At 64.8% G+C, this 24,454-nt stretch carries 18 protein-coding genes; 15 read left to right on the forward strand and 3 right to left on the reverse strand.

Going from position 1 to position 24,454, the window contains the following annotated elements; translation table 11 throughout:
* Position 1 precedes the first annotated feature (1 nt).
* Positions 2 to 1,951 (forward strand): ABC transporter permease, encoded by a 1,950-nt coding sequence (locus tag JC607_RS00870; RefSeq protein ID WP_370584724.1) that lies wholly within the window; start codon positions 2 to 4, stop codon positions 1,949 to 1,951.
* Between the two features lie 144 nt (positions 1,952 to 2,095).
* Here JC607_RS00870 and JC607_RS00875 read toward each other — a convergent pair whose 3' ends face one another.
* Positions 2,096 to 2,725, reverse strand: coding sequence for a hypothetical protein (locus tag JC607_RS00875; protein WP_198835045.1), 630 nt, complete (start codon positions 2,723 to 2,725; stop codon positions 2,096 to 2,098).
* Between the two features lie 32 nt (positions 2,726 to 2,757).
* Complete coding sequence (locus tag JC607_RS00880) at positions 2,758 to 3,213, reverse strand: MFS transporter (protein WP_198835046.1); 456 nt, start codon at positions 3,211 to 3,213, stop codon at positions 2,758 to 2,760.
* A 202-nt stretch (positions 3,214 to 3,415) separates the two neighbouring features.
* On the opposite strand from JC607_RS00880, the gene JC607_RS00885 reads away from it, so the two are divergent.
* The 3 genes from JC607_RS00885 to JC607_RS00895 all read left to right on the forward strand — a co-directional run bounded on the left by JC607_RS00885 (position 3,416) and on the right by JC607_RS00895 (position 6,649).
* Positions 3,416 to 3,751, forward strand: coding sequence for a helix-turn-helix transcriptional regulator (locus JC607_RS00885; protein WP_198835047.1), 336 nt, complete (start codon positions 3,416 to 3,418; stop codon positions 3,749 to 3,751).
* 246 nt (positions 3,752 to 3,997) lie between these two features.
* A complete protein-coding gene (locus tag JC607_RS25920; protein WP_198835048.1) occupies positions 3,998 to 4,960 on the forward strand; it encodes a helix-turn-helix domain-containing protein in 963 nt (320 codons plus the stop codon).
* Positions 4,961 to 5,374: 414 nt separating this feature from the next.
* Positions 5,375 to 6,649 (forward strand): DUF4102 domain-containing protein, encoded by a 1,275-nt coding sequence (locus tag JC607_RS00895; protein ID WP_198835049.1) that lies wholly within the window; start codon positions 5,375 to 5,377, stop codon positions 6,647 to 6,649.
* 1,508 nt (positions 6,650 to 8,157) lie between these two features.
* Here the strand turns inward: JC607_RS00895 and JC607_RS00900 are convergent.
* Positions 8,158 to 9,186, reverse strand: coding sequence for a tyrosine-type recombinase/integrase (locus tag JC607_RS00900; RefSeq protein WP_198835050.1), 1,029 nt, complete (start codon positions 9,184 to 9,186; stop codon positions 8,158 to 8,160).
* Positions 9,187 to 9,813: 627 nt separating this feature from the next.
* Here JC607_RS00900 and JC607_RS00905 point away from each other — a divergent pair.
* From JC607_RS00905 to JC607_RS00955, 11 genes are all read left to right on the forward strand, one after another.
* Entirely contained in the window at positions 9,814 to 10,734 is a 921-nt protein-coding gene (locus JC607_RS00905) for a DUF1403 family protein (protein ID WP_198835051.1), read from the forward strand.
* Between the two features lies 1 nt (position 10,735).
* A complete protein-coding gene (locus JC607_RS00910; RefSeq protein ID WP_198835052.1) occupies positions 10,736 to 11,371 on the forward strand; it encodes an SMC-Scp complex subunit ScpB in 636 nt (211 codons plus the stop codon).
* A gap of 502 nt (positions 11,372 to 11,873) precedes the next feature.
* The gene (locus JC607_RS00915; RefSeq protein WP_198835053.1) at positions 11,874 to 14,600 is read left to right on the forward strand and encodes a vWA domain-containing protein; all 2,727 of its coding nucleotides are present in this window, start codon (positions 11,874 to 11,876) and stop codon (positions 14,598 to 14,600) included.
* Between the two features lie 9 nt (positions 14,601 to 14,609).
* Entirely contained in the window at positions 14,610 to 15,326 is a 717-nt protein-coding gene (locus tag JC607_RS00920) for an ABC transporter ATP-binding protein (protein WP_198835054.1), read from the forward strand.
* Positions 15,323 to 16,540 carry an ABC transporter permease gene (locus tag JC607_RS00925; RefSeq protein WP_198835055.1) on the forward strand — a complete coding sequence of 406 codons (1,218 nt, stop codon included), beginning with the start codon at positions 15,323 to 15,325 and terminating at the stop codon, positions 16,538 to 16,540. Before JC607_RS00920 ends, JC607_RS00925 begins: the two co-directional genes overlap by 4 nt.
* A complete protein-coding gene (locus JC607_RS00930) occupies positions 16,533 to 18,458 on the forward strand; it encodes an SUMF1/EgtB/PvdO family nonheme iron enzyme (protein WP_198835056.1) in 1,926 nt (641 codons plus the stop codon). Before JC607_RS00925 ends, JC607_RS00930 begins: the two co-directional genes overlap by 8 nt.
* A gap of 21 nt (positions 18,459 to 18,479) precedes the next feature.
* Positions 18,480 to 19,295 (forward strand): glycine zipper 2TM domain-containing protein, encoded by an 816-nt coding sequence (locus JC607_RS00935; RefSeq protein WP_233092513.1) that lies wholly within the window; start codon positions 18,480 to 18,482, stop codon positions 19,293 to 19,295.
* The gene (locus JC607_RS00940) at positions 19,292 to 20,767 is read left to right on the forward strand and encodes a serine protease (RefSeq protein ID WP_198835057.1); all 1,476 of its coding nucleotides are present in this window, start codon (positions 19,292 to 19,294) and stop codon (positions 20,765 to 20,767) included. The genes JC607_RS00935 and JC607_RS00940 overlap by 4 nt, the downstream gene beginning before the upstream one ends.
* A 153-nt stretch (positions 20,768 to 20,920) precedes the next feature.
* Positions 20,921 to 21,748, forward strand: coding sequence for a phosphogluconate dehydrogenase C-terminal domain-containing protein (locus JC607_RS00945; protein ID WP_198835058.1), 828 nt, complete (start codon positions 20,921 to 20,923; stop codon positions 21,746 to 21,748).
* Between the two features lie 86 nt (positions 21,749 to 21,834).
* On the forward strand, positions 21,835 to 23,094 hold the full coding sequence (locus tag JC607_RS00950; RefSeq protein WP_198835059.1) for a RuBisCO large subunit C-terminal-like domain-containing protein: 1,260 nt from the start codon (positions 21,835 to 21,837) through the stop codon (positions 23,092 to 23,094).
* Positions 23,094 to 24,452: a four-carbon acid sugar kinase family protein gene (locus JC607_RS00955; protein ID WP_198835060.1), complete on the forward strand. Its 1,359-nt coding sequence runs from the start codon at positions 23,094 to 23,096 to the stop codon at positions 24,450 to 24,452. Before JC607_RS00950 ends, JC607_RS00955 begins: the two co-directional genes overlap by 1 nt.
* The last annotated feature ends 2 nt before the right edge of the window (positions 24,453 to 24,454 follow it).

Consider the following 24,454-nt stretch of genomic DNA (forward strand, 5'->3'; position numbering starts at 1 on the left):
CATGGTGGACCGGATCGACCTTTCGTCGTCTTCGCCCCGGCCGCATGCCGTCTGTCTGATGCTGGGCCTTGCAGCCGTGCTGATCCTTGGCCGCGATTTTCTGCCCGCAGAGCTGCTGCGCTTGCCGGATTGGCTGGTGGTGCCTTTCGCGCATTGGATCAACGCAGGGTTTGCCTTTCTGCGCGATGATCTGGGGCTGATGCAGGTCACCCGCGCCTTTGCCGCCATGCTGGAATGGCTGCTCGATGTGACGGCGAATATCCTTTACGGCAAGAACCGCTGGCCGAGGCTTGGCCCGCTGCCCTGGTCGGTGGTGGCGATCTCGATGGCGGCCCTTGGCTGGTGGCTCGGGGGATGGAAGCTTGCCGCGCTTGCGGGGGGCACATTCGTCTGGATCGCGGTTATGGGCCAGTGGCAATGGGCGATGGAGACACTTTCGGTCATCGTGGTTGCGGCGCCGTTCTCGGTGCTTGCCGGGCTGATCCTTGGCATTATGGCCTGGCGCTGGACGGCGGTGCAGCGGGTGCTGAACCCGATCCTGAATGTGGCGCAAAGCCTGCCGCATTTCGCCTATATGATCCCGGTTGTGGTTTTTATCGGGGTCGGCCCGAAAGCAGGGGCGATTGTCACCATCATCTTCTCGGTGCCGCCGATGATCCGGATGACCGGGCTGGGCCTGCGCAAAGTGCCCGAAGAGGTGATCGAGGCCGGCCGTATGTCCGGGGCCACGCCCTGGCAGCTTTTGACCCGGGTGCGGATCCCGACGGCACGCCGCGATATCCTGATCGGCGTCAACCAGGTGATCATGCAATGCCTTGCCATGGTGGTGCTCGCAAGCTTCATCGGCATGCCGGGGCTGGGGCAAAAGCTCTTGCAACTGTTGCAGGCGCTGAAGATCGGGCTTTCGGTCGAGATCGGCATCACCATTGTGCTGATCGCGGTGGTGCTTGACCGGCTGAGCCGGGCCTGGGCGAAACGTCAGCCGCTGCATCACGCAGAGGGGCTGTCCTGGGCGCGGCGTCACCCGGTTCTGCTGGTCTGGACGGTTGCGATTGCCCTGGCCTTTGCCCTGTCGCTGGTCTTTCCGCTGCTGGCCCAGGTGCCGCGCCGCGACGCGCTGAGCATTGCGGCTCCGGTCGATGCGCTGGTGGACTGGCTGATCCGGCTGGTCGATCCGGTCACCACCTGGCTCCGCTGGTTCCTGATCACCTGGGTGCTGATTCCGCTGCGCGATGCGATCCTGTGGCTGCCCTTCAGCGCGGTGCTGCTCGCGGTCGCGGCGGCGGGCTGGGCGGTCGGCGGCTGGAGATCGGCGCTGGTCATGCTGGGCTTCATCGGCGCCATCGCCCTTTCGGGCTGGTGGGACCGGGCCATGATCACCGTCTATATGGTCGGCTTCTCGGTCTTTCTGGCGACGCTGATCGGCTTTCCGCTGGGGATCTGGGCGTCAGCCTCCGAGACCCGCGCGAACCGGGTGCTGCTGGTCTGCGACTCGCTTCAGACCTTCCCGAGCTTCATCTACCTGATCCCGGTCGTGATGCTTTTCGGCGTCAATGACGTGGCCGTGGTGATGGCGGTGGTGACATTCGCGGCGGTGCCCCTGGTGCGCTACACGATCGAGGGGCTGCGCGGAGTTGCGCCGGAACTGATCGAGGCGGCGCATATGAGCGGCACGACAAGGCGACAGATGCTCTGGCATGTACAATTGCCGATGGCGGCGCCGGTGATGCTGGTGGGGGTGAACCAGTCGGTGATGTTCTCGCTGTTCATGGTGATCATCGCGGCCTTTATCGGCACCCAGGATCTGGGCCAGGAGCTGCAACGCGCGCTTTCGGCCAGCGATGTCGGCAAAGGGATGGTTCTGGGGCTGGCGGTTGCCTTCCTTGGCCTGGCGGTCGATCACCTGATCACCCGGCAGGCACAGCGGATGGGGACTGGGGCCGGCGGCTGACGCCGCCCCCTTTCCGCTTGCTGCGCGAGGCGGATGTCAGCCGTTGCGCCGTGACAGCGGTGATGCGGATGGATCAGATGGTTGCGAAGCGGCGGGATTGCGCCGCTTCGGGGGACGGGCCCCGGGACGGGCCAGGGCAGAGGGTCAGCTCTGGCTGCCGAACCGGCGCCAGGCCCAGGCCAGCGCCGCCATCACGGTGATGATCAGCCCATAGGTCAGCACTGTCGCATCCAGCCCGATCCGGGGAATGGCAAAGCCGGCCGCAACCACCGGCAGACCAAAGGCCAGGTAGCTCAGCGTGAACAGGGTGGCAAAGAGCTTGCCGCGCTCATCCGGTGGGCAAAGCGGCACGATGGTCCGCAAAGAGGCATAGAAACAGGTGCCGAACCCGGTACCTGCAAGTGTCAGCGCGATCAGGTACAGCGGCAGCACCCGGAGCCAGATCCCGGTCAGCGTCAGCGCTGTGCCAAGCGCCAGGGCGAAGGTGCCGTACAGCATCACCTGGCGCGGCGTGTAGCGGCGGGCAATGAAACAGGCCAGCGCGCCCATGCCGGACAAAAGCGTCACGACCAGCGCCTGGGTTACAAAGCTGGTGATCCCGAAAAACACCGAAATCACCGGCGCGCCCAGCGAGAGGTAAAGCCCTCCGGTCGCCCAGCCGGCAATGATGGCGGGTGTGCTCTGCCAGAAGGCCGCGCGGGTCTGCACCGGAATGCCCACCTGCGGACGCAAGGATTGCAAAAGTCCGGCATGACGCGGCGAGGTCTCGGGCATTTTCCACACGAGCGCCGCAAACCCCAGGCAGATCAGCGCGATCGCAAGAAAGACATCAAGGCGTGCGTCGATGGCATGTTCATCACCACACCGGCCAGCGGCGCCCCTGCTGCCATACCGGCCAGCGGGATGACCGAGTTGCAGACCTGGGCAAGGCCGGGGCGGCTTGCCGGTTCAAGATCGGTGACGGCGGCCGAGGCCGAGGTCAGCAACAGCGCGCAGCCAATGCCCTGGACCGCGCGGGCGATGAACAGACCCAGCGGCCCGCTGGCCAGCGCAAAGCCCAGCATTGAGCCCGCCAGCAGCACGAAGCCAAAGCTCAGCACCGGCCGCCGCCCGATATGATCCGAGGCCGAGCCGCCGGTCAGAAGCGTCGCCAGCAGCACAATCGCATAGACGGCAAATATCGCGGTCAGCGTCGTGGCCGAGAACCCCATCTCGCGTTGCAGCACCGGATAAAAAGGCGAGGGCGCGCTGGAGCTGGACATCATCACCCCTCCTGCCAGTGCCGCAATGATAAACCCCGCGCGGCGGCGGGAGGAGCTGGCAGGGCCCGGCTGGGCGGAAATGGTCATGGGGGGCTTTCGTGGACGTCGTCAGGGGGAAGTGGCCGGGCGGGCCGTAATGGTTCGATATTCTTCGAACGGATTTCTACTGACAAACCTGCAACTGTTCAACTATATTCGAACCATGGCCGATCAAGACAGTTTCACACCTCTCAGTCTTTACCACCCGCCCGGCGAGGATCTGGTTCTGACCGATATCCTTTTCGCGCTCAGCGACCCGGCACGCCTCGAGATCGTGCGCCAGATCGCCAGCGGCGCGCTGGAAATGGCGCAATGCCATCTCCAGAACCCGGATGCGCCGAAATCGACCAAATCGCATCATATGAAAGTGCTGCGCGAAGCGGGGGTAATGCGCAATGAACCGGCAGGGCGCGGGCGGCTTCTGAGCCTCAGGCTTGAAGATCTCGACCGGCGGTTTCCCGGGCTGATGCGGGCGGTTCTTGCCGAGAATCCGGGCTGATCGCTGCGGCTTACGGGTTGTCCGGCGGCGGAATGGCTGTGAAATGACGGGCGGGCCGGGCTTCCGCCGTCACAAAGATTGACCACAGCCAAAGCCTGCGCCTATCGTGAACCCATGGCCCCGGATCCGCGACGGGCCGGGAGAAACAATCGCACGGAAACCATCGGAGGGCTGGTTCGCTTTGCCCTGGATTTTCTGCCTGCGCGCCAGCCGCCATCGAAAGGGCCCGGTGCTGTGAGTAGCAATGTGCAATCCGTCAGGCACAGCGAGGATGTTCACCACCAGGCCACGCTGTTGCAGGCCTGGGAACAGGATTACATCCAGCTGCATGCCGGGGCCTTTACCGGCTCGCTCAGCACCTTCCGGCTGGGCGCGGCCCGGCTGTTTTCGGAACGGATGAACCGATCGGTCTTGCAGACCGGCGCGCTGCCCGCGGGGCGGCTGGCCTTTGGCCTGCCGGTCAGGGCAGGGGGGCGCAGCTGCATCTGCGGTGAAGAAGTCGGGCCGAACAGTCTTCTCGTTTTCTCCGGGCGGTCCGGGTTTGAATTCCTGTCGCCCGATATATTCGAATTTCTGGGCATCGAGATCGATGTGAACGGCTTTGCCGATCCGGTGTTCGAGGCGATGTTGCATCAGCTCGATACGGTCCTGTCCTCCGGGCGCCGCAGCCTGCCGATAGCAGGCGCCCGGGCCGCCAAGCTCGGGCGGCTCCTGCACGGGATCTTGCATGAAGAAGGGCTCGATCTGCGGCTGGAGGAACTGCCCGCTGCCGCCACCGCCTTCAGCCGCGGCCTTGTGGGCTGGATCCTTGACATGTTGCAGCCCGCCGGCACCGGTGAGGCGGGACGCAGCACCATCCGGCACTGGGACACGATCAATGCGATCCGCGCGCTGGTCGCCGATGGCCAGACCTGCCCGGTCTCGGTCGCAGAGCTGACGGTCGAGCTGGGGCTGTCGCGCCGCACCTTGCAGAATGCCTGCCAGGAGGTGGTTGGCCTCAGCCCGGTGCAATATCTGCGCGCGCTGCGGCTGTCTGAGGCGCGGCGGATGCTGCAAACAGACCGCCCCGTAACCGAAGCGGCAACGCAGTTCGGCTTTTGGCATCTCGGGTATTTCTCGCGCGATTACCGGCAGATGTTCGGCGAATTGCCCTCGGTCACCCGGGCCGGTGCGGTGCAGACCCTCCGTCGCCGCCAGTCAGGCCGCTGAAGCTGTCCTGTCCTGACCCGGGGTTCGGAACATTTTATTACCTTCCACAGGGCAAAAGCGGCGGTGGAGACGCGCCGCCCGCCGTTCGGTTACCTCGACTTTGAGGCGCCTGTCCCGGCGCGGCATCCGATGCGCAATATCCGGCAGGTGGTGAACGATGCACGGGCAGGCCTGGCTCATCCAGATCCTGCTCCACTCCGGGCGGCAGTTGATGGCGCAGAGGCATGATACCCCGGACAGTGAGGAAGCATCCACGCTTTCCGCCACCTTCCGCCAATACCTTCTGAGCCCTTGTTTCACTGGCTCAAATCGCTTGCGACGTTCCGTGGAGTTCCGCTGATGTTCACGGGAAGCCCGCGAAGAGCCTGACAGCCCGCATGGTGCAGACCGTCGCCAAGCCGGGAAAATACTTCGATGGGCATGGCCTATAATCTTAGGGTCGATCCGTCGGGAGGCAAGGTCTGGGTCCAGCGGATCGTGATCAATGGCAAGCGCTGCGAACTGGGAATGGGCCGCGTGGATTTCGTCACGCTGGCCGACGCGAGGCTCGCGGCCTTCGGCAATCGGAAGCTGGCCTGCGAGGGTGGTGATCCCCTTGGCGCCCGTCTTGGCGCCCGTCGATCCGCGCAGGAGGTGCTGACCTTCGAGGAGGCGGCGCGCAAGGTCCACGAGATCAACCTGCCGACCTGGAAGAGCCCGAAGCACGGCGACCAGTTCCTGAACACCCTTGCAACCTATGCCTTCCCGATCATCGGGAACACGCGGGCACCCGATGTGACCACTGCCGATGTGCTGGCAGTCCTGCAACCGATCTGGCTTGAGAAGGCCGAGACCGTCCGGCGGGTCAAGCAGCGGATCGGCACCGTGATGAAGTGGTGCATCGCCAAGGGATGGCGAAAGGATAATCCCGTTGATGCCGTGGATAAAGGGGTTGCGCCCACCGCAACCACCATCGTTCTTCCCGATCAGGGGGCTAACGGGAACGGCATCTATGGTGGACACCGGGGTGTCACGGTCCGGCTGCAGGGCATCGTCCGGGAGTTCCAGAACCTGCAGATGGACCGGGTTGCATGGTATGATCTGGACGGCATCAGCAATCACGCGGCGCCGTTCGATGCCCTGCCGCCCGATTATGCGGAGGGTGTCGACCGATTCTGCACGGTCACGGCGGCAGGCAACGATACCTGGAACGGGCACGGCCTCGGGTCGGTCGATGATCGCACCGATGGATACCCGAACATCAGCTGCCGCAATCTGTCCATAGCCCCCTATTCGGCATGGGCATGGGACGACAACAGGTCGTTCCATGAGAGTTCGAACGGGCGAGTCGACGGCGGCCTCTGCGAATTCGGCGGCTCGACCGGATCGGCCCCGGCACAGGGCGCTGAGGAGACCTGTTCTGGCACGGTGATGCGGCACAACGGCTGGCGCGGCCTCTTGCCCGAGGGCGATCCTGCCTATGTGGCAGATGCCGCGAATCTGGCGTTGCTGAATACTGAAGGAGACGATGGCAACGGCTGCTCTGTGCGCTGCCTCGGTGTAGTGGTCGGGGGGGGGGCGGCGTGGATTTGGCACATGGATCGGAGCCAAGCATCAACTCTGGCTGCAAAACACCGTAACCCGCGACTGCGGCGTTGCGCCGTTCGCCTCATCCGGCCCGGTCATCTGTCACGACAACCACCGGGATAATGGGTCCATCACGCTGAAACAGACCCAAACTGGCGGGCAAATCATCGGCCTGGCGGGAAGCGTTGTGCCTTAATCTGCACCGGCTGTTCCAGTGATACTCTGCCTCCCGCTTAAAAGTATCTGCGGCAGGGGCTGAGAAGATGGCCTCAAGGGAAGTCAGAGGGGGTTGCAACCCCCTCTGACACGGGGAACACCGCTAAGCCCCCCCGCCGGCCTGCCTACGCTTATGGCCGCTCCACCCTCGCGAGGGCGGCCCTCCTGGACCACAGCGAAATGAAAGAGTCACTGATTCCCGTCACCCCGGTTAAACCTGTCGCACCCTGGATGGGCGGATGCTGTGTGGAAACCGCTTGTCTGTGACAGTTGAACTCCGGTGTTTGATGGATCGCGCCGTATTTTCATGCCCCGTCTTTGGATTTCGGGAAACGGCTTTGCAGACCTGCTGTCTGACAGCAAATCTGGCGTCGGCGCGGTCGGATCGCTGGATCGGCCTGCCCGGTTCAACCGGTCGACGCTGGAACCGATGCTGGAGGATCTGCATATTCCATCGCCGGGAAGGGCAACACGCAAAAGCGGCTGAGTTGCTGATCCGTGGCGGCCTGGGGTGATCATCTGCCCCGATCCGCTCCGACCGCGCGTGGCAATGTCTGATGGGGGAATTCAATCCCTCTTCAACACCCGCCGCAAAGCGCTGCGAAGATGATCGAAACGGCCTGATCCTCGCAATCTTCGATCTCTTCCGAGCCGGCACCGGGCGCCTATCTGTCCAGTCCCTGCAATGGAGAAACGCCATGGAAAACGAGACCCGCGCCCGAGTGATCGCCGACGCCTGCAAAGCCGCAAGTGATCTTCTGTCACAGGCCGCCCCGCGCCTGATCAGACAGATCAACGATTGAAAAAGGGGCCATAAAAGGCCCCTTAAAACATCCATTAAACGAAAACTCGCCTGCTGCAATTTTGGCTGTCACGCCCTGCAAACTTCGTTGTCAGCTGTCAGTGACGACGCCTCAGGGCTGGCATTGTCAAATAATTCGATACCTTCCGCCATTGAGGCGTCAATCAGCGTTGAATTGTGCCCCCTGCTCGTCGCCCAAAAGGGCCCCTCTGGTGACCGGATGAGCCGGCCAGTGGTGGCGTAGTTTTCCAGCTGGCGCGGCCGGTCCGGAACGGCCGCGCCGGTGCAATTGAAGGGGGCCGATCCCGGTGCAGAGCGCCTTGCCCCCGCATCCAGACTCGCCCGGGCAGCATTCAGTACCTGCCGGGTGCTGCGCCTGGCTGCGCGCCTCAAGGGTGACGTGACTGAACAGCGAACTGCTTGTCGCGTCCGTCCCGCGCCTGCCGGCCTCCGCCGCGGAAGCTGACTCATGCTCTGAAGACCGGGTCGCAACAGGGCTGCTCCAGCGGCCCTGTAAACTATGGGTAAACTATGGCGCATTCAGCAGCCGGTCTGAAACTGGCGGGTGGAGACGCGGGCCGGCGGCGCCGCCCCGGGGGCAGCTTTGATACTGTTACAGCCCTGCGGCCTGGGTCAGATTGACCCTGAACCTGTCGCGCCGGCGCTGATAACGGCGGGTCATTTCGGCGCTGGCATGGCCGAGCTGCTTTTGCACATGGCGCTCATCGACTTCGGCAGAAGAGGCGAGGCCGGCGCGCAGGCTATGGCCGGAAAAGAGGGCGGGTCGCTCGGCCTCGGGCCGGTCGCCGCGCAATCCTGCGGCCTGGGCCGCGCGTTTGACAAGGCGGGCGATCTCGCGGTCATTCAGCCGCAGCGGCCCCGGTTCCTTGCCCTGGCCCGTGATGCGGCGGAACAGCGGTCCCCGCGAAATCCGCGCAAGGCGGAGCCACAGTTCCAGTGCCTCGACCGGGCAGGTGAGGGGCGAGGAGCCGCGCCCGATCTCGACCTCGCGCCAGCCGGTCTTGCCGCGCAGCCTGAGGAGAAGGCCGCCTGGCAGGACCTCGATCCAGCCCCGCCCGTCGCTGGTCTGGTCACGGCCCATATCGAGTCCGGTGATCTCAGAACGTCTGAGACCGCCGGCAAAGCCGATCAGCAGCATGGCACGGTCGCGCAGCCCCCGGAGCGTGGCGCGATTGCAGGTTTCCAGCATGGCGAGCAGATCCTCGGGCAGGATCGCCTCTTTCTGGCGCGGTGGTTCGGCATGGCTGTTGCGGATGCCGGCAAGAACGGTGGCGATATGGCGGTCGCGCCGGTCAAGCATCAGCCCGCGCTGCGTATAGGCCCAGACCAGCGCCGACAGCCGCCGCTCGATGGTTGAAACCGCGTTTTTCCGGCTGCCGACAGATTTCGCGCCGCTGGCGCAGGCGGTGATGTAAAGGCCAACCATCTGCGGATCGGGTGCAATGGGATCGAGGCCCTCGCGCCGGCACCAATCGGCAAAATGCTTCCAGTCCGCGGCATAGGCTTTGCGGGTATTGGCAGAGCTTGCGGCCTCGGCATAGCCGCGCGCGCGCTCTGCCAGATCGCGGAGTGCGAGCGGCTGGTGGTCGCGCAAGGCGGGGGAGGGGGCCTCGTCCGTCACGTGGGGTCCTCAGGGCGCTGGTGCTGTCCGTCTCGCCTGACAGCGGGCGGATTTAGGGCTGTTTGCGGGGTTCTGAATGGCTTTACCCTATCTGGGGGCATTCGGGCCGGGAGTTCAAGGCCATTGGCCGGCTGAGCAGATCGTCAGGGGAGCGCCTCGCTGCTTTTGACGCGGCGATTTTGGCGCGATGCGCCTCCCCCGGCGGCGATTGCTGAGTTACCGGTGATCATCGGAGGCCGACAGGCATTTGTTTTCGGGGTGGGCACATTGTCACCTCGCGCGAAGGAACGGCTCAGGCACAGGCGGTATTGTCGGTGACTCGCAAAAGCGGGCCAGATGTGGGGTTATGATGCGCTACGCCATTGTCAGAAACAGGTAATCAGATATCGTGGCGGACCGATGGCCAGAGGCAGTCAGGTGGTCTGAACCCTGGGATCAGCGCGGTTTTTCAGTGCTGAGGTGCAGGCCCGTGCCGAGGCATCGCCGGGCCGGGCTGCGGGGAGGTTCCAAAATAAGCCTGTCCGGGGCAAAACGCACTCAATTTCCATCCGGTGCTGCCACGCGACAGGTGCGGCGGTTAGTTTTCAGGGAACTGGCGTAAACCGCCGATATATGCGAGGCTGTGGCATGTCGCGTGCTCCGAAACCCTCCTCTATCCCCATGCCAGGCCCGCCTGCGCTGCCGCGCTGGATCCGGCAGGCTGTGGGTCGCGATGATATTGAAGCGGCGATGTTTTCTGCCGGCGCGGCGCTTGCTGCGCTGGATGTGGCAGCGCGCTCGGACGACCCGGTCGGCGCGCTGTGGCGCAAGCGGCTGGCGCTTGGGGCTGCGACGGCGGTTTCGGGGTTTGAGGGGCGGCGTGAAGGCGAGGCCCAGTTGCGCGATGCTTTCGCCCTGCGGCGTGTGGGGGATGATCCTGGCCCGGCGGGACGGATGCTGCTGGGCTGGCGCGCCCTTGGTGAGGCGCGGGCGCTGCGGTCGGCGGAATGGCCGGCGCGGCTGCCGGGGTTTTTCGATCTGCCGCCTGCGCTGGTCTCGGGGGGCCTGCAAGACGCTGGCGCCCGGTTTATCGGCCGCACACCGCCTTTGCGCTTTGCCGCGACTGCCGCGCGGGAGGTTCTGACGCTGGGTCCGGCCTGTCGCGGCCTTGCGCTCTGGCTGGCGGATGCGCTGCTGGCGCGGGCGCTTGGCTGGGAGCGTCCGGTGCCGTTGCTGGCGACACAGCTGCCGCGTGCGGCGTTTCGGCTCGAAGGGGAGGCCTGGCTGGCGGCCTGTGCGGAGGCCTGGGCGAAGGCGGCGGTTGCCGCGCATGATCTCTGGACCGGGCTTTTGCAGCGCGGGAACGCATTGCGCTCGGCGCCGTTGCGGCGGCCGGGAAAGGATACCGGCCAGATCATCGCCGCGCTTTTAAGCGAGGATGCGCTGATCGCCCGGGCGGGGGCCGAGGCCAGCGACCGCGCGGCGCGGCGGCTGTTTGACCGGCTCATCTCGCTGGGCCTGGTGCGCGAGCTGACCGGGCGGTCAAGCTTCCGGCTGTATGGGCTCTGAGATGGCGGATGCGCTGGAGACGCTGGATACCGAACTGGCGGCTTTGCCCCAGGCGCTGCGCTGGCGGGAATGGATGGCGCGGGTCGAGGCGGTGCTTTTTGCCGCATCCGGGCCGGTGACACGCGAGGTGCTTTTGCGGGTGGTCGGGCGGGACTGTCCGCTTGATCTCCTGATCGGGGATCTTGCGGCCGAGCTGAGCGGTCGCCCCTATGAGATCGCCCGCATCGCCGGCGGCTGGCAGTTCCGCACGCGGTCGCAATACGCGGCGGCGATCCGGGTGGCGTGTGGCGGCGAAGAGACCAGCCGCGACATGACCCGCAATGAGGCGCTGGTCCTGACCATCATCGCCTATATGCAGCCGGTGACGCGCGGCGGGATTGCGCGCCTGACCGGGCGCGAGGTCAGCCGCGATCTGATTGCCCGGCTGCACCGCCAGGCGCTGATCGCACGCGGGCCGCGCAGCCCGGAGCCTGGTGCGCCTTATACTTATGTCACCACGCCGGGCTTTCTGGCGCAATTCGGGCTGGAGACGCTGCGCGATCTGCCCGACCTTGAGGCGTTGGAGGATGCGGGGCTGCTGAAACCCCGCAATGATGTGGTGCTGGATCTGCCGGTCGCGGGGGAAGAGGCGGACTGAGCCGCCCCCCTTGCGATGGACCAGGGCCATGCAGCGCCTCGCCGATTGCCCGGGGCCGGGCCAGTGGTCACCCTGAATATGATCGGGACCGGCGATCTGATGGTGTTGAGCGGCATTGTTGCTTTTGGTTGTGTCTGTCCCTTTCGCGCCAGTCGTAAATGCATGCGAAGGGGCCCCGGTACCCCGATTGGTGTAGTGCCGTCCCGGGCATCCAGCCGTCTTCATCGGTGCGAGCCATACCCTGCGCGGCGCTGGCTGTGTTTCATACCCTGATGTCACGGAGGCCTTTGGCGGGGGGCCGTGCTGATCCCGCTCTGAACCATCCGTAAACTTCAGCATGATCTGTTGCAGGGAAGCTCCCGATTGCGCCCGGTTCTGTGCGGCGATGGCCGGATGGGTCAGGTTATCCATGCTTGCGGGCCCCATTGGTTCCGGTAACTATCACCTTGTCGTGAACTCTGGCCCGCCCTGTGAATTTCTAACTGCCCGACGGATGTTTGATATGCAGCGATTTGTTTATGCCGCCATTGCCGTGCTCATGAGCAGTACCACGCTTCTTGCGGCTGAATGTGATACGAAATTCGAGGCGGAGTTGCGGACCGCGACGGAAGGCATGCAGAAGCTCGACCAGGCGCGACGCCGGTTGCAGGCGCGCCTTGATGGCCAGCAATTCCGAATCGGCAAACTCGCACCAGAGGTGGATAGATCCGGTCTGTCTCCGGCGCCGGCCCTGTCCCAGGTCGTCTGGCCGGAGGTCGAGAATGGCGAAGGCTGCACGGTTGCGCCCGCGCGCCAGACCACGGCGGTGGTCGAGGTGACAGCGGCGCTTGATATCGCGAAGGGCGAGATCGAGGCGCGCGATTCGCAGCTGGCCGATCTTGAAAAGGGCGTGAAACCGGCGCCCGCCGTGGCGGCTCCGGTGCCAGAGGCGCCGCCGGTGACGGCTGAAACCCTGCCGGCCGGGCCGGAAGCGGTGGCCGGGGATCCGGCGCCTCAGGGCGCTGCTGCCACAGAAGACAGCGCAGAGATTGCGGCGGCGGCAAAACCGGCTGGTGACAGTGCCGCGACGGCACAGCGGCCCGAAGCCGCGCCCGAAGCCGCTCCGGAGGCTCCGGTCGTAGTGGCAGAGACGCCTGCAAAGGATGTGTCTGCGGATGCGGCGCCGGCAGAAGAAACACCGGATCCGGCGTCGGATGCCGCAAGCATCCAGACCGCCGGGGCCGACCCCGCGGCAGCGGCCGGAGACGATACCATGACCCGGGCCGAAGGCGAGGGTGACCGCGCGACCACGCCGGCGCCAGGGCCGATGCCGCTGACCGATCCTGAAAACCCGGAGGCCTTTATCCGCGTCATTGCGCAGCCGGGCATGCGCAGCTTTGACGCGCCGGGACGTGCCGATGGCGGAACCGAAGTGCCGGTTTTCACCACGCTTTATGTTTTCGAGCGTCGGGATGTCGATGGCGAAGCCTGGATGCGGATCGGGCGCACCATTCATCGCGGGCCGGAGGGCTGGGTCCGTGCCGATCAGGGCGTCGACTGGACCAGTATGCTGGTCATGCAATTCGCGCCGCGCGGCAAGCGCCAGCAGGTGCTGTTCTTTGAAGACGTCTCGGCGCTCAATTCGCTGGTTTCAAGCACGTTTTATCAACGCGAGGCATTGAAGCTATACGATTCCATTGCGGACCAGCGGGGTGAGCCCGAACCGGAATGGGACAGCCGGCTGGTCGCAATCGAGCCGCAAACGGCGGTGAGCTATGATTCCCGTCCCTATCTGCTGCCGATCCTCGACTGGCGCAGCGAGATGTTTGACGGGACCACCGACACGACGCTCGTGCGGGTGGCGGCGCTGCCGGCGGCGCCCTCGGGCACAATCGGGGCGCGCGACAGCGCGAGTTTCACGAACAGCGGTCGGCTGGCGGCGGAAAACAGCGGCGAATTCCGGGTCGGTGTGGTCTTTGTCATTGATACGACGATTTCGATGCGGCCCTTTATCGAGCGCACCCGCCAGGCGGTAGAATATTTCTATGACGCGTTCAGCGAATATGAATCCGCCGGCAATGTGTCTTTCGGGCTGGTCGGGTTTCGCGACAATATCGACCATAACCGCGAAGGGCTGGAATATGTGACGCGCATGTTCCAGGCGCTTGACCCCGATGTGCCGGCGCGCACCGTCCTGTCAAATATCGACCAGATCACCGAAGCGCGGGCCCCGACCAAAGGCTTTTCCGAGGATGCGATTGCGGGCCTTTCTGATGCGATCGACCAGAATGACTGGAGCCCGTACAATGCCCGGCTGATCGTGCTGGTCACCGATGCCTCGGCCCGGACCGGGGAAGGCACGGCGGATCCTGACATGACGCTGTCGCGGCTGCGGGAAAAGGCACGCCAGAACGGTATCGTGATTGTGCCTTTGCACCTGCTGACCCCGGAAAATGCCAAAGGCGATGCCGATATCGCGCGCGGGCAATATTCTGATCTGGCTGAAACCGGCGATATCAACAGCGACAAGTATATCGCGATCGACGCCACGGATGCTGAGAAATTCGCCCGCACCGTTGAAAGGCTCGCGACAGAAGTTGCCAGCAAGACGATGCTGGCCAATTCCGGGCAGCTGGTGCTTGACGAGGAGGATGAGCCGATCCCGGCGGATCTGACCGATCCCGAGGAAAAGATCGCGGCGGTGGTGACGAATGAGATCTTCCGTGCGCAGCTGGAAAGCCTTGGCCAGATCGACGAAGGGGCGGCGCCGGCCTTCCTCTCCGGCTGGGCCTCGGACCGCGACCTGACCTCGCCCGAGACCGAGACGCTCGAGGTTCAGGCCTTCCTCACGCGCAACCAGCTCTCGACGCTGGACAAGCGGCTGGCGGCAATCATCGAGGCCTTCCGCTCGGGCGGTGACAATCCGCAGACCTTCTTTGCCAATCTGCAAAAGCTGGCCGCCGAGACGGCGACGGATCCCGACAATATCCGCTCGGGCGACAGTTCCACCATCGAGGCGATCCTGCCTGCCTTCCTGAAGAACCTGCCCTATCGCAGTCAGGTGCTGAGCCTTGATCAGCGCTACTGGACCTCGATGTCGGTTTCCCAGCAGCAGGAGTTTATTGAAAGGCTCGAGGCCAAGCGCAGGATCTATCAGGATATCTTCAGCCAGACCAAAAACTGGGCCGATTTCGGGGCGGGTGATCCCGGGCTGGAGGCGACGCCGGTGCGCCTGATCCATCTGCCGTGAGGCGGGAGGATGGACCCGCTGCTGGCGCTTGAAGGGCTTAGTCTGCGCCGCCCGCCACGACAGGGCGCAAAGCCATGGCGGATGGAAGTGCCCGCCTTCACGCTGAGGCCCGGCGCGCGCATCGGGCTGATCGGCGAGAGCGGCTCGGGGAAAAGCACGCTGCTTGATCTGCTGGCGCTGATTTCGCGGCCCGCGGCGTTGCGGCATCTGTCGCTTGCGGGGGAAGATGTCACGCGGCTGGTTCAGCGCGGCATGGGCGGCGCGCTGGCGGCGCGGCGCAGTCGCCATATCGGCTATGTGCTGCAAGATGGCGGGCTCTTGCCCTATCTGACCATAGGCGGCAATGCGCGGCTGGCCCAGCGGCTAACGGGGCGCCGCGATCTGCCGCAGCTGGAAGAGATCGCCGGCCAGCTTGGCATCGCGGCCCAACTCGACAAACGGCCCGCCTGTCTCTCGGGCGGTCAGCGCCAGCGCGCCCAGGTGTTGCGCGGGCTGGCGACAGGGGCGCGGATCCTGCTGGCCGATGAGCCGACGGCGGCGCTCGATACCGACAACGCGCAGCGTACCCTCGCCGCGATTACCTCGGCGGCGGCGGGAACGGCCATGGTCGTCGCCAGCCACTGGCCGGACTTGCTGGCGCAGTTCGGCTTCGATCTGTGCCGGGTCCGGTTGCAGGAATATCCAGGTGAGCTGGTGGCCGAACTGATCCCGGAGGGATCGGTATGAGGCGGCTTCTTACGCTTTTCGGCCTCGCGCTGCGCGATCTTTTGCATGGCTGGCCCTCGACTTTGTGCCTGGTGGTGGCGGTTGCGGTGGCGCTGGTGCCGGTCTTGCTGCTGGGCGGGCTCAGCCAGGGTGTGGTTGAAAACACGCTGTCCCGGCTGCGGTCAGATCCGCGGATCCTCGAGCTGAAACTGGCCAATGACCGCGAGATTCCGCAGGACTGGTTCGACAGGATGGCGGGCGACAGCCGGGTCAGTTTCCTCCTGCCACGCGCACGCTACCTGGCGGCGACGGTGCGGCTGCGCGGTCCTGACAGCCGGGGTATCGCAGAGCCGCGCCTGATCCCGACGGCGGCGGGGGATCCGCTGCTGACCGGGCTGCCGGTGCCACAGGGCCTTGGCGAGACAGTGCTGACCGGGCGCATCGCCCTTGAGCTGAATGTCAGCGCAGGCGCAGAACTCGAGGTGATCATCCAGCGTCAGGTCGGTGAGGGGCGCGAGGCGGCGCGTCACCGGCTGAAGGTGCTGGCGGTTCTGCCCCGCGATCTGCTGCAAAGTGACGATATTTTCGTCGACCGCGATTTCGAGACGGCGGTGGAGCGCTGGCGCGAGGGATTCGCCGTGCCGGAGCTGGGCTGGGAGGCGGTGCCGGGCAAGGGGCTTGACGCGCCGGCGCGCTCTTTTGCCAGTTTCCGGCTCTATGCCGGTGATATCCGGGATGTTCCGGGCCTGCGCGATGATCTGATGACAGAGGGATTCGACATCACCACCCGCGCCGAAGAGATCGAAGCAGCGCTGGCGCTCGAGGCAGGGATCGGCTGGGTGTTCAGCGTGATCGGCAGTTTCACCGTGCTGGGTTTTGCGCTGACGCTGGGTCTGCACCTGGCGGCGGCGGCGATGGAGAAAGCGCGGGAAATCTCGCTCTTGCGGCTGATGGGGTTCGGCACGGGATCGGTGGCCGCGCTGCCATCGTTGCAGGGCGCGATGATCGCGCTTGCAGGGGCGGGTCTGGCGGCGGGAGGGGTGCTTGCCGCGCAGCCTTTCGTCAACCAGGCCCTGGAGGGGATCGGTGGGTTGCAGGGCGAGATCATGGCGCTGACGCCGGGTTTCGCAGGGCTTGCAGTGCTGATCGCCTGTGCGGCAGGGCTGATATCGGGCTGCGTTGCGGGCTGGCGGATCGCGCGGATGCAGATTGCAGAAGGGTTGCGCCATGACTGAACGGCTTATCGGCCTTGTGCTCGTGCTGATCGCAGCCCTGGCCTCTCCCCTGTGGGCACAGGTGCAGAACACCCCCGCGCCCTGGTGCCAGATCGACGATCCCGCCGCCTGGAGCGCGGCCCGGCGCGCTTTGATCGAGGCCGCAACCGAAGAGATCGGCGAAGTGCCCTGTCCTGAAACCGGCGCGGCCGGGATGCTGGCCGAAGAGATTGCGCTGCCGATGCCCTGCGGCCGGCATATGATGTTCCGCCGTGTCGATGTGCCCGCAACCCATCCGCTGGATCAGGTGGCGGGAAACTTTGGCCGGATCATTGATATTGCAGCGGAAACGCCACAATCGGTCTTGTCGAACAGCCCCTGGATCTCGCCTGTTTCGGGCGCGTTCAGCCTGACGGCCGATGGCAAGGCGGCGACCTCGGATCAGCTGGGCCAGCTTGGGGCCAGGGCCTATTATCTTGCGAAATACGAGCTGACCGAACCGCAATGGCGCGCCTTCGCCGATGGGTTGCTTGCGCTGGCGCCGGAGGACAGCCTCCTGGCTGATGCGCCGGCCTGCCTTGCCTATGACAGTGCGATCCGCGCCGGGGATCTGCGCCAGATCCAGGCGCAAGGCGGCCTCTCCTGGTTCGATGCGATCGCGTTCAGCCGCGCCTATACCAGCTGGATCATGGCGCTGGACCGCGACCGCGTGGCGCGGGGCGAGCCGCCGGTCATGCCCTGGGAACAGGGGGCGACCGGCTATCTGCGCCCACCCACCGAAGCGGAATGGGAATATGCGGCCCGCGGCGGCGCGACCTGGGTGACGGCGCAGAGCCGGTCAATCCGCTATTATTCAGTGAAAGATGCCAGCGGCAAAGTGCGCGAGCCGGATCTTAAGGAAATCTGTGCCGAGCCGCCCCGCAGCGATACGCCGCGCCTTGGGGCGGTGGGAACGCGGCTCCCGAATGTGCTCGGGCTTTATGACATGCTCTGCAATGCCGAAGAGATTGTCCTTGATCTGTTTCGTCCGACCCGGCCCGATGGGCTGGCCGGGCAGACCGGAGGCGTGGTCACCAAGGGCGGCAATTCGCTTTTCCTGCGCGATCAGAACACGGTCGGGCGACGGTCAGAGGCGGCAGCTTTGTTCACGACCTCGGGTGAGGGTGCTTCGCTTTCGATGGGCCTGCGGCTTGCCATCTCGGCGCCGGTTTTCCCGGGACGGCGCAATGCGGGGGCGGCGTTTTCCGAAGGCATACCGAACCAGCCCTTCGAGGACCAGCTGATGGCCGGGCGCGAGGAACTGCTGCAGGGCGGCGCCAGCATGGTCAGTCCGGATGGCGGTAAATTGTTGTCGGAAGAGATCGGGCGGCTCCGGCGCGAGATCGAAGAACGTGACATGTCGCGCGAGGAGCTGGGCCGCCAGACTGCGGAATTGCAGGTCCGGATCGACCGGCTCAGCGCCGATCTGGCGGTGAAGGACCGCGAGGCGGTGCTGTTCTCGATCCGCTCGGGTGTGGTCGCCGGCAATCTGATGGACCGGGTTGGGCGCAATGTCGCCAATGCGATGGACCAGCTGGCCGCGAATGAGGCGCAGCTGGGGTCTCAGGCCGAAAAACGCGAGCTGATCAGGCGCTTCCTCCAGCCAATTGCGGTTAATTCGAACCGGATTGACGAGGCGTTTGACCTTTATCTCCAGGTCCAGGTTGCGCTTGCCGCCCGCCCTGAACGCTATGCCGCCGACCGTATCAACGAGGTCGAGGTGCAGTTGCAGGCGGCGGGGCAGGGGACGCTGGGCGGCTCGCTTGATCTCTTTGAACGCCATCAGGTCGAGATCCGCAGGCAGCGCGGGCTGCTCACTGACGAGATGCGGCTGGGCTGGAAATACGACCTCGATACGACCCGGCGCGAACGTGAAGAAACCTATCCCAATTATCATTGATCTGATCTGAGGAGAAAACAAATGAAATTCAATGCAATGGCGCCTTTGCTTGGCGTATCCCGCGCCATGACCGCGATGGCGCTGGCCGGCCTCGTGCTGGCGGCAGGCTGTACCGAACAGATCGTTCTGGCCCCCGGCGCAGTTGATGCCAATGACGCCTGCGGCAAATATCTGACCGGAATTTCCGAGGCGCGTCAGACCGAGATCAACAAACAGGCGCAGAATGCGATGGCGGGCGCGGTCTTTGGTGCGATCCTTGGCGCGGCAGTTTCGAGCGGGGATGACCGGCTGCAAGGCGCACTCGCCGGGGCGGCGATCGGCGGGCTGACCGGCTTCTCGGCGACCTATTACCAGCAAAAACAAGCGAATGCGCGCGATGCGGCGACGCTTTTGGCCTCGGTCAACCAGGATGCCACGCGCGAACAGGCGCTGGTGACAAAGACCGGCGCGACTGTGGCCGAGCTGCGCCGCTGCCGCAGCGGTCAGACCGCGCAGCTGGCCGCCGGGATCAAATCGGGCAAGATCGACAAGGCGACGGGCCGCAAGGAACTCGCCGTGCTGAAAAAGCGGATCGCCACCGATAACAAGGTGATCTCGGCCACGTTCAACGGCATTGGCGAGCGGGTGGACAGCTATGTCGATGCGACGGCGGCCACGGCGGCGGTGTCGCGGGCTCAGGTGCTGGCGGCCTCGAATGCCTCGGCGCGCAGCGCGCGGGCGGCGACGCCGGCGGTGAGCAAAGTGACCACGAGCACCAAGAACATGGCGGCGCAGGATGCCAGGGCCAAGGCCGGGCTGGAAGCCAGCCTGAGCTCGATCGAAAAGCTGCTCGGATGAGGCGGGCCCGGCTCTTCGCGCCCGCCACGAAGGGCCGGCGCCATCAGCGGGCGAAGCCTCTGGCGGCGCTCGCAGTCGCGATCCTGACCATGGCGGTACCGGTGCCCGCCATGGCCGATATACCGGCGGAGGTGCTGCATGCCTTCGGGCTGAGACCGCCGGACCGGAATGCCGGGCGCGAGACGGCCGCGCTGCAGTCGGATCTTTTGTGGATCGGTCACTATTCGGGTCCAACTGACGGAATTCCCGGCAATGATCTGCGGGCTGCGATCCGCAGTTTCCAGGAGAGCCTCGGGCTGCGCAGCACCGGTGAGCTGACGCCGGATCAGCGGGAGATCCTGCGCAAACGGGCGTCGGCAACCTCGGTCGGGCAAAAGATCGAGGTCGAAACCTCGGACTGGACCGGGATCCGTATGGCGCTTCCCAAAGGGTTTTTCGGACCGCCGAAGGTCGCGGGAAGTGAGTTTCTCGACCTCACCTTTCCCAGCCTCGCGACGCTGAACTTCTCGCTGCAACAATCGCGGTGGGAAGAGGCGGTTTCGGCGGCGGCTTTTACCGATTACCTCATCGACAGCTTTAAGGAAAACGACAGCGACACAAAAATCCTCAGCCGCGATGTGGTCGGGGATATGGGCTATATGATGGCCGAGACAGGTGGAACCCGGGTCTATTTTGTCATTGCGACGCATCGTGGGGAAACGCGGTCCATCGCCATTTTTATCCCCGCTGAAAGCCATGCGGGCTTGCAGCCCCTGGTCCTGACCATGCTGGAATCGCTTGATCTTTTTGCCGGACCTGGGGTGTCGAAATCCGAACGCGAAGCGCGGCTGCGGGCCGGGGATTATCCCGGCGTCGACGACCAGCCGGTCTGGCTGCGCACGATGGTCGCGAATGGGTCGGGCTCGCTGGTCTCGACCGAAGGGCATATTCTGACCAACCATCATGTGATCGCCGGTTGCACCTCGCTGACCGTCAATGGCCGGCCGGCGCGGATGATCGGCGTGGATGTGCGCACGGACCTTGCCTTGATCCAGAGCGACCATTTCGCCAATCGCGAGCCGCTTTCCTTCCGGTCGGGCATGCCGGCTCTGGGGGAAAAGATCATCGCAATCGGCTATCCGGCGTTCCGGCTGATGCATGCGCAGAATGTGACCGATGGCATTATCTCGAGCCTGTCGGGGATAGAGGGGAATATCCTGCAGATGCAGGTTACGGCTCCGTTGCAGGGCGGAAATTCGGGCGGGCCCCTGCTGGACGCCTTTGGCCGCCAGGTCGCGGTGGTGGTATCGAAGCCAACCGCAGAACAGCATATGGAAAATGTCGCCTGGGTGATCCGGGGTGAGGTCGCGATGGAGTTTCTGGACCGCTACGACATCCGCTATATCCGGGACCGGGGTGCGCGGGCCGCGATGACGACCGAGGAGGTGGTGGCGCGACACCGGGGGCAGGCGCTCCGGATCGAATGCCATTGAGGTGGCCTGGGGCCGGTTGCTTCCCCGGATAACGGTGCCCGCGAGGATCTGGTTCACAATTTCTTTCATCGGGCCGCGCGGCCCGCATGGCCTCTTGCACTTTTGCGCTTACTGGATCACTCATCATACCAGTTGAGTGTGAGGAGAGAGAAGATGACCAGATTGGCCCTTTTCGGTGCCGGTGGAAAAATGGGGATGCGCCTGACGCGCAACCTGCTGTCCAGCGATTTCGATGTGACCTATGTCGAGGTCTCAGACGCCGGACGCCAGCGCGCGAAAGACGCATATGGTGTTGAATGCGTCGGCCCGGACGAGGCGGTCAAAAACGCCGAAGTCGTGGTGCTTGCCGTGCCCGATACCGCCATTGGCGCGGTCGCCCGCGATATCGTGCCGAAGCTGAACCCCGGCACGATGGTGGTTTGCCTGGACGCCGCGGCGCCATTTGCTGATCACCTCCCCGAGCGCGCCGATATCACCTATTTCGTGACCCATCCCTGCCACCCGCCGATCTTCAATGACGAATCCACTCCGGAAGGCCGCAAGGATCATTTCGGCGGCATCGCAGCGCAGCAAGGCGTGGTGAATGCGCTGATGCAGGGGCCGGAAGAGCACTATGCTCTGGGCGAGAAAGTCGCGAAAACCATCTACGCGCCGGTTGCCCGCAGCCACCGCGTCACGGTCGAGCAGATGGCCTATCTTGAACCAGGCCTCTCGGAAACTGTCTGTGCGTCGTTGCTGGTGGTGATGCGCGAGGCGATGGATGAGGTCATCAAGACCGGTGTGAGCTATGACTGCGCCCGCGACTTCCTGCTCGGCCATATGAACATCCTCGGCGCGGTGATCTTCGACGAGGTTCCGGGACAGTTCTCGGATGCCTGCAACAAGGCGATCGAATTCGGCAAGCCGGTGCTGATGCGTGACGACTGGAAGCGGGTTTTTGATTTCGAGGAGATCAAGGCCTCGATCATCCGCATCACCTGAAAAGGTGAAAGACCACCTGCCGCGCCCCGCCTCCTCCCCCCGGCGCGGCGGGTGCACCTCGTGACCGGGGAGGGGCGAGGAAGACCATGGCCCAGGACCAGATCCGCTTTCACTACCTGATCGAGACACCGGACGACCCCGAGCGGATGGCGGTGAAAATCGCGACCGATCAGTCGACCGGAACGTTTACCGATCTGCCGGGCGAGACCGCGGATGTGAAGGCGCGCTGCGCCGCGCGCGTGGTTTTGGTGACCGAACTGGAACCGGCGCAGGTCCCGGCCTGGCCGACCGATGCGCCCGGGCCGTTTCGCCGCGCCAATGTGGGGATCGACTTTCCGCTGGAAAGTATCGGGACGGATTTCGCCTCGCTGCAAACCATTGGGATCAATGCGCTTTATGCGACGCGTGGCCTGACGGGCGCGCGGCTTCTGGATATCGAATTGCCCCAGGCCTATGCGTCGCATCCCGGCCCGCAATTCGGGGTCGAGGGGTCTTACCGGCTCTGCGGCCTCGATTTTCCGGCAAAAACGCCGATCATTGCCTCGATCATCAAGCCGTCGCTGGGCCTTCTGCCCGAAGAGGTTGCGGGCATGGTGCGCGAGCTGTGCGAGGCGGGGGTTGATTTCATCAAGGATGATGAAAAGCTGACCTCGCCCGCTTATTCGCCCTTTGACGACCGGGTGGCGGCGATCATGCGGGTGATTGATGATCATGCGCAGAAGACCGGCAAAAAGGTGGTCTATGCCTTTGGTCTGTCTTCGGCTGATCCGGAAGAAATGCTGCGCCGCCATGATGTGGTGGTGAAACATGGCGGCCAGGCGGCGGTGGTCAATATCAATTCCATCGGCTATGGCGGCATGACGTTCTTGCGCCGCCGTTCACAGCTTGCGCTGCATGCACATCGGAATGGCTGGGATCTGATGACCCGCCACCCGGCGATTGGCATGGCGTTCCGGCCCTATCAGAAGATCTGGCGCCTGCTGGGTGTTGACCAGTTTCAGATCAACGGCATCGCCGCGAAATACTGGGAACCGGATGAAAGCTTCCTGCGCAGTTTCAAAGATATGGCCGAGCCGATTTTCTCGCCCTCGGACCGCGCATTGCCGGTTTGCGGGTCGGGGCAATGGGGCGGTCAGGCGACCGCGACATATCAGGGCACCGGCGGCGCGCTGGATCTGATGTATCTCGGCGGCGGCGGCATTCACGGCCATCCGATGGGGGCTGCGGGTGGTGTGCGCGCGATCCGCCAGGCCTGGGAGGCGGCGGCTTTGGGCATCGCGCTTGAGACCCATGCGCTGACCCATCCCGAACTCGCGGCCTCGCTGGCGAAATTCGGGAAGAAGTGATGTCGCAGGAATACGCGCTCGATTTCGCCTGGTATGGTGATGATTTCACCGGCGCCGCCGCCACGATGGAGGCGCTGGCCTTTGGCGGCCTGCCGGCGGTGCTGTTTCTGGAACCGCCGACCGCAGAACAGCTCGCCCGCTTTCCCGGGCTGCGCGGGGTGGGTGTTGCCTCGACCTCGCGCACGGAAAACCCTGACTGGATGCGGGAGAACCTGCCTGGGGCCTTCCGGGCGCTGGCGGATCTGGGCGCGCGGGTGATCCATTACAAGGTCTGCTCGACCCTCGATTCCGCACCGCATATCGGCAATATCGGATGCGCGCTTGAGATCGGGCTGGAGCTTTTTGACAATGCTTTCGTGCCGGTGGTGATCGCTGCGCCGCAGATGCGGCGGTATCAGGCCTTTGGGCATTTGTTTGCCGGGGTGGGTGCTCAGGTTCATCGGCTCGACCGCCATCCGGTGATGGCGCATCACCCGGTGACGCCGATGGATGAGGCCGATGTCGCGCTGCATCTGTCGCGCCAGACCGATGTGGCAATCGGCTGCCTGACGCTGGAGGATTACGCAAGCGGCGCGGATGCGGCGCTGGCCGCCCTGCTCGCCCGTGGCGTGCGGGCGGTGACTTTGGACGAGATGGATGCGGGGTCTGAGGCCGAGGCTGGCCGTCTGATCTGGCAGGTATCGGAACATGAACCCCTGTTCGCAATCGGCTCGCAAGGTGTGGAATATGCGGTGATCCGGCATCTGGTCGCGACAGGCCAGCATGTTTTGCCGCCGCCACCCACCAGTCGTGGGCGGGCTGAGGGGCCGGTCATGGTGGTCTCGGGATCGGTCTCGCCGATTACGGCGGCACAGATCGGCTGGGCGCGCGCGAACGGTTTCACCACTTTCGCGCTGGATGCGGCGGCGATGTGCCGGGGTGAGGATGTGGTGGCACCGTTGCGCGCAGCCGCCCTGGCCGCGCTGACGGCGGGCGAGGATGTGCTGGTCCATACCGCCGAGGGGCCGCAGGATCCGGGCGTGGCCGCTCTGGCGCAGGCGCTGGCGGAAACCGGCACCGATCCGGCGGCCTTCAATCAGCGCATTGGCGAGACGCTGGGCGCCTTGCTCGCGGGTCTGACGCGCGAGGCCGGGCTGAAACGGGTGGTGATCTCGGGCGGCGATACATCTGGTCATGCCACGCGGCAGATGGGGATCTTCGCGCTTGAGGCGCTGGCTCCAACCATTCCGGGCGCCTCGCTGTCGCGCGCCCATGCGGCGGGCGATTTCGACGGGCTGGAGATTGCGCTGAAAGGTGGTCAGATGGGCAGCGAGGATTACTTTGGCTGGATCCGCGAGGGGGGCGGCGCGCGCAGCTGACG

The sequence above is a fragment of the Paracoccus sp. IB05 genome (assembly GCF_016405985.1).
GTDB lineage: Bacteria > Pseudomonadota > Alphaproteobacteria > Rhodobacterales > Rhodobacteraceae > Pseudogemmobacter.

Bases quoted from the DNA above. Each gene is read 5' to 3' on its own strand.
- JC607_RS00870 (WP_370584724.1), top strand. From the start codon at position 2: ATGGTGGACCGGATCGACCTTTCGTCGTCTTCGCCCCGGCCGCATGCC.
- JC607_RS00875 (WP_198835045.1), bottom strand. From the start codon at position 2,725: ATGCCCGAGACCTCGCCGCGTCATGCCGGACTTTTGCAATCCTTGCGT.
- JC607_RS00880 (WP_198835046.1), bottom strand. From the start codon at position 3,213: ATGTCCAGCTCCAGCGCGCCCTCGCCTTTTTATCCGGTGCTGCAACGC.
- JC607_RS00885 (WP_198835047.1), top strand. From the start codon at position 3,416: ATGGCCGATCAAGACAGTTTCACACCTCTCAGTCTTTACCACCCGCCC.
- JC607_RS00895 (WP_198835049.1), top strand. From the start codon at position 5,375: ATGGGCATGGCCTATAATCTTAGGGTCGATCCGTCGGGAGGCAAGGTC.
- JC607_RS00905 (WP_198835051.1), top strand. From the start codon at position 9,814: ATGTCGCGTGCTCCGAAACCCTCCTCTATCCCCATGCCAGGCCCGCCT.
- JC607_RS00910 (WP_198835052.1), top strand. From the start codon at position 10,736: ATGGCGGATGCGCTGGAGACGCTGGATACCGAACTGGCGGCTTTGCCC.
- JC607_RS00915 (WP_198835053.1), top strand. From the start codon at position 11,874: ATGCAGCGATTTGTTTATGCCGCCATTGCCGTGCTCATGAGCAGTACC.
- JC607_RS00920 (WP_198835054.1), top strand. From the start codon at position 14,610: ATGGACCCGCTGCTGGCGCTTGAAGGGCTTAGTCTGCGCCGCCCGCCA.
- JC607_RS00925 (WP_198835055.1), top strand. From the start codon at position 15,323: ATGAGGCGGCTTCTTACGCTTTTCGGCCTCGCGCTGCGCGATCTTTTG.
- JC607_RS00930 (WP_198835056.1), top strand. From the start codon at position 16,533: ATGACTGAACGGCTTATCGGCCTTGTGCTCGTGCTGATCGCAGCCCTG.
- JC607_RS00935 (WP_233092513.1), top strand. From the start codon at position 18,480: ATGAAATTCAATGCAATGGCGCCTTTGCTTGGCGTATCCCGCGCCATG.
- JC607_RS00940 (WP_198835057.1), top strand. From the start codon at position 19,292: ATGAGGCGGGCCCGGCTCTTCGCGCCCGCCACGAAGGGCCGGCGCCAT.
- JC607_RS00945 (WP_198835058.1), top strand. From the start codon at position 20,921: ATGACCAGATTGGCCCTTTTCGGTGCCGGTGGAAAAATGGGGATGCGC.
- JC607_RS00950 (WP_198835059.1), top strand. From the start codon at position 21,835: ATGGCCCAGGACCAGATCCGCTTTCACTACCTGATCGAGACACCGGAC.
- JC607_RS00955 (WP_198835060.1), top strand. From the start codon at position 23,094: ATGTCGCAGGAATACGCGCTCGATTTCGCCTGGTATGGTGATGATTTC.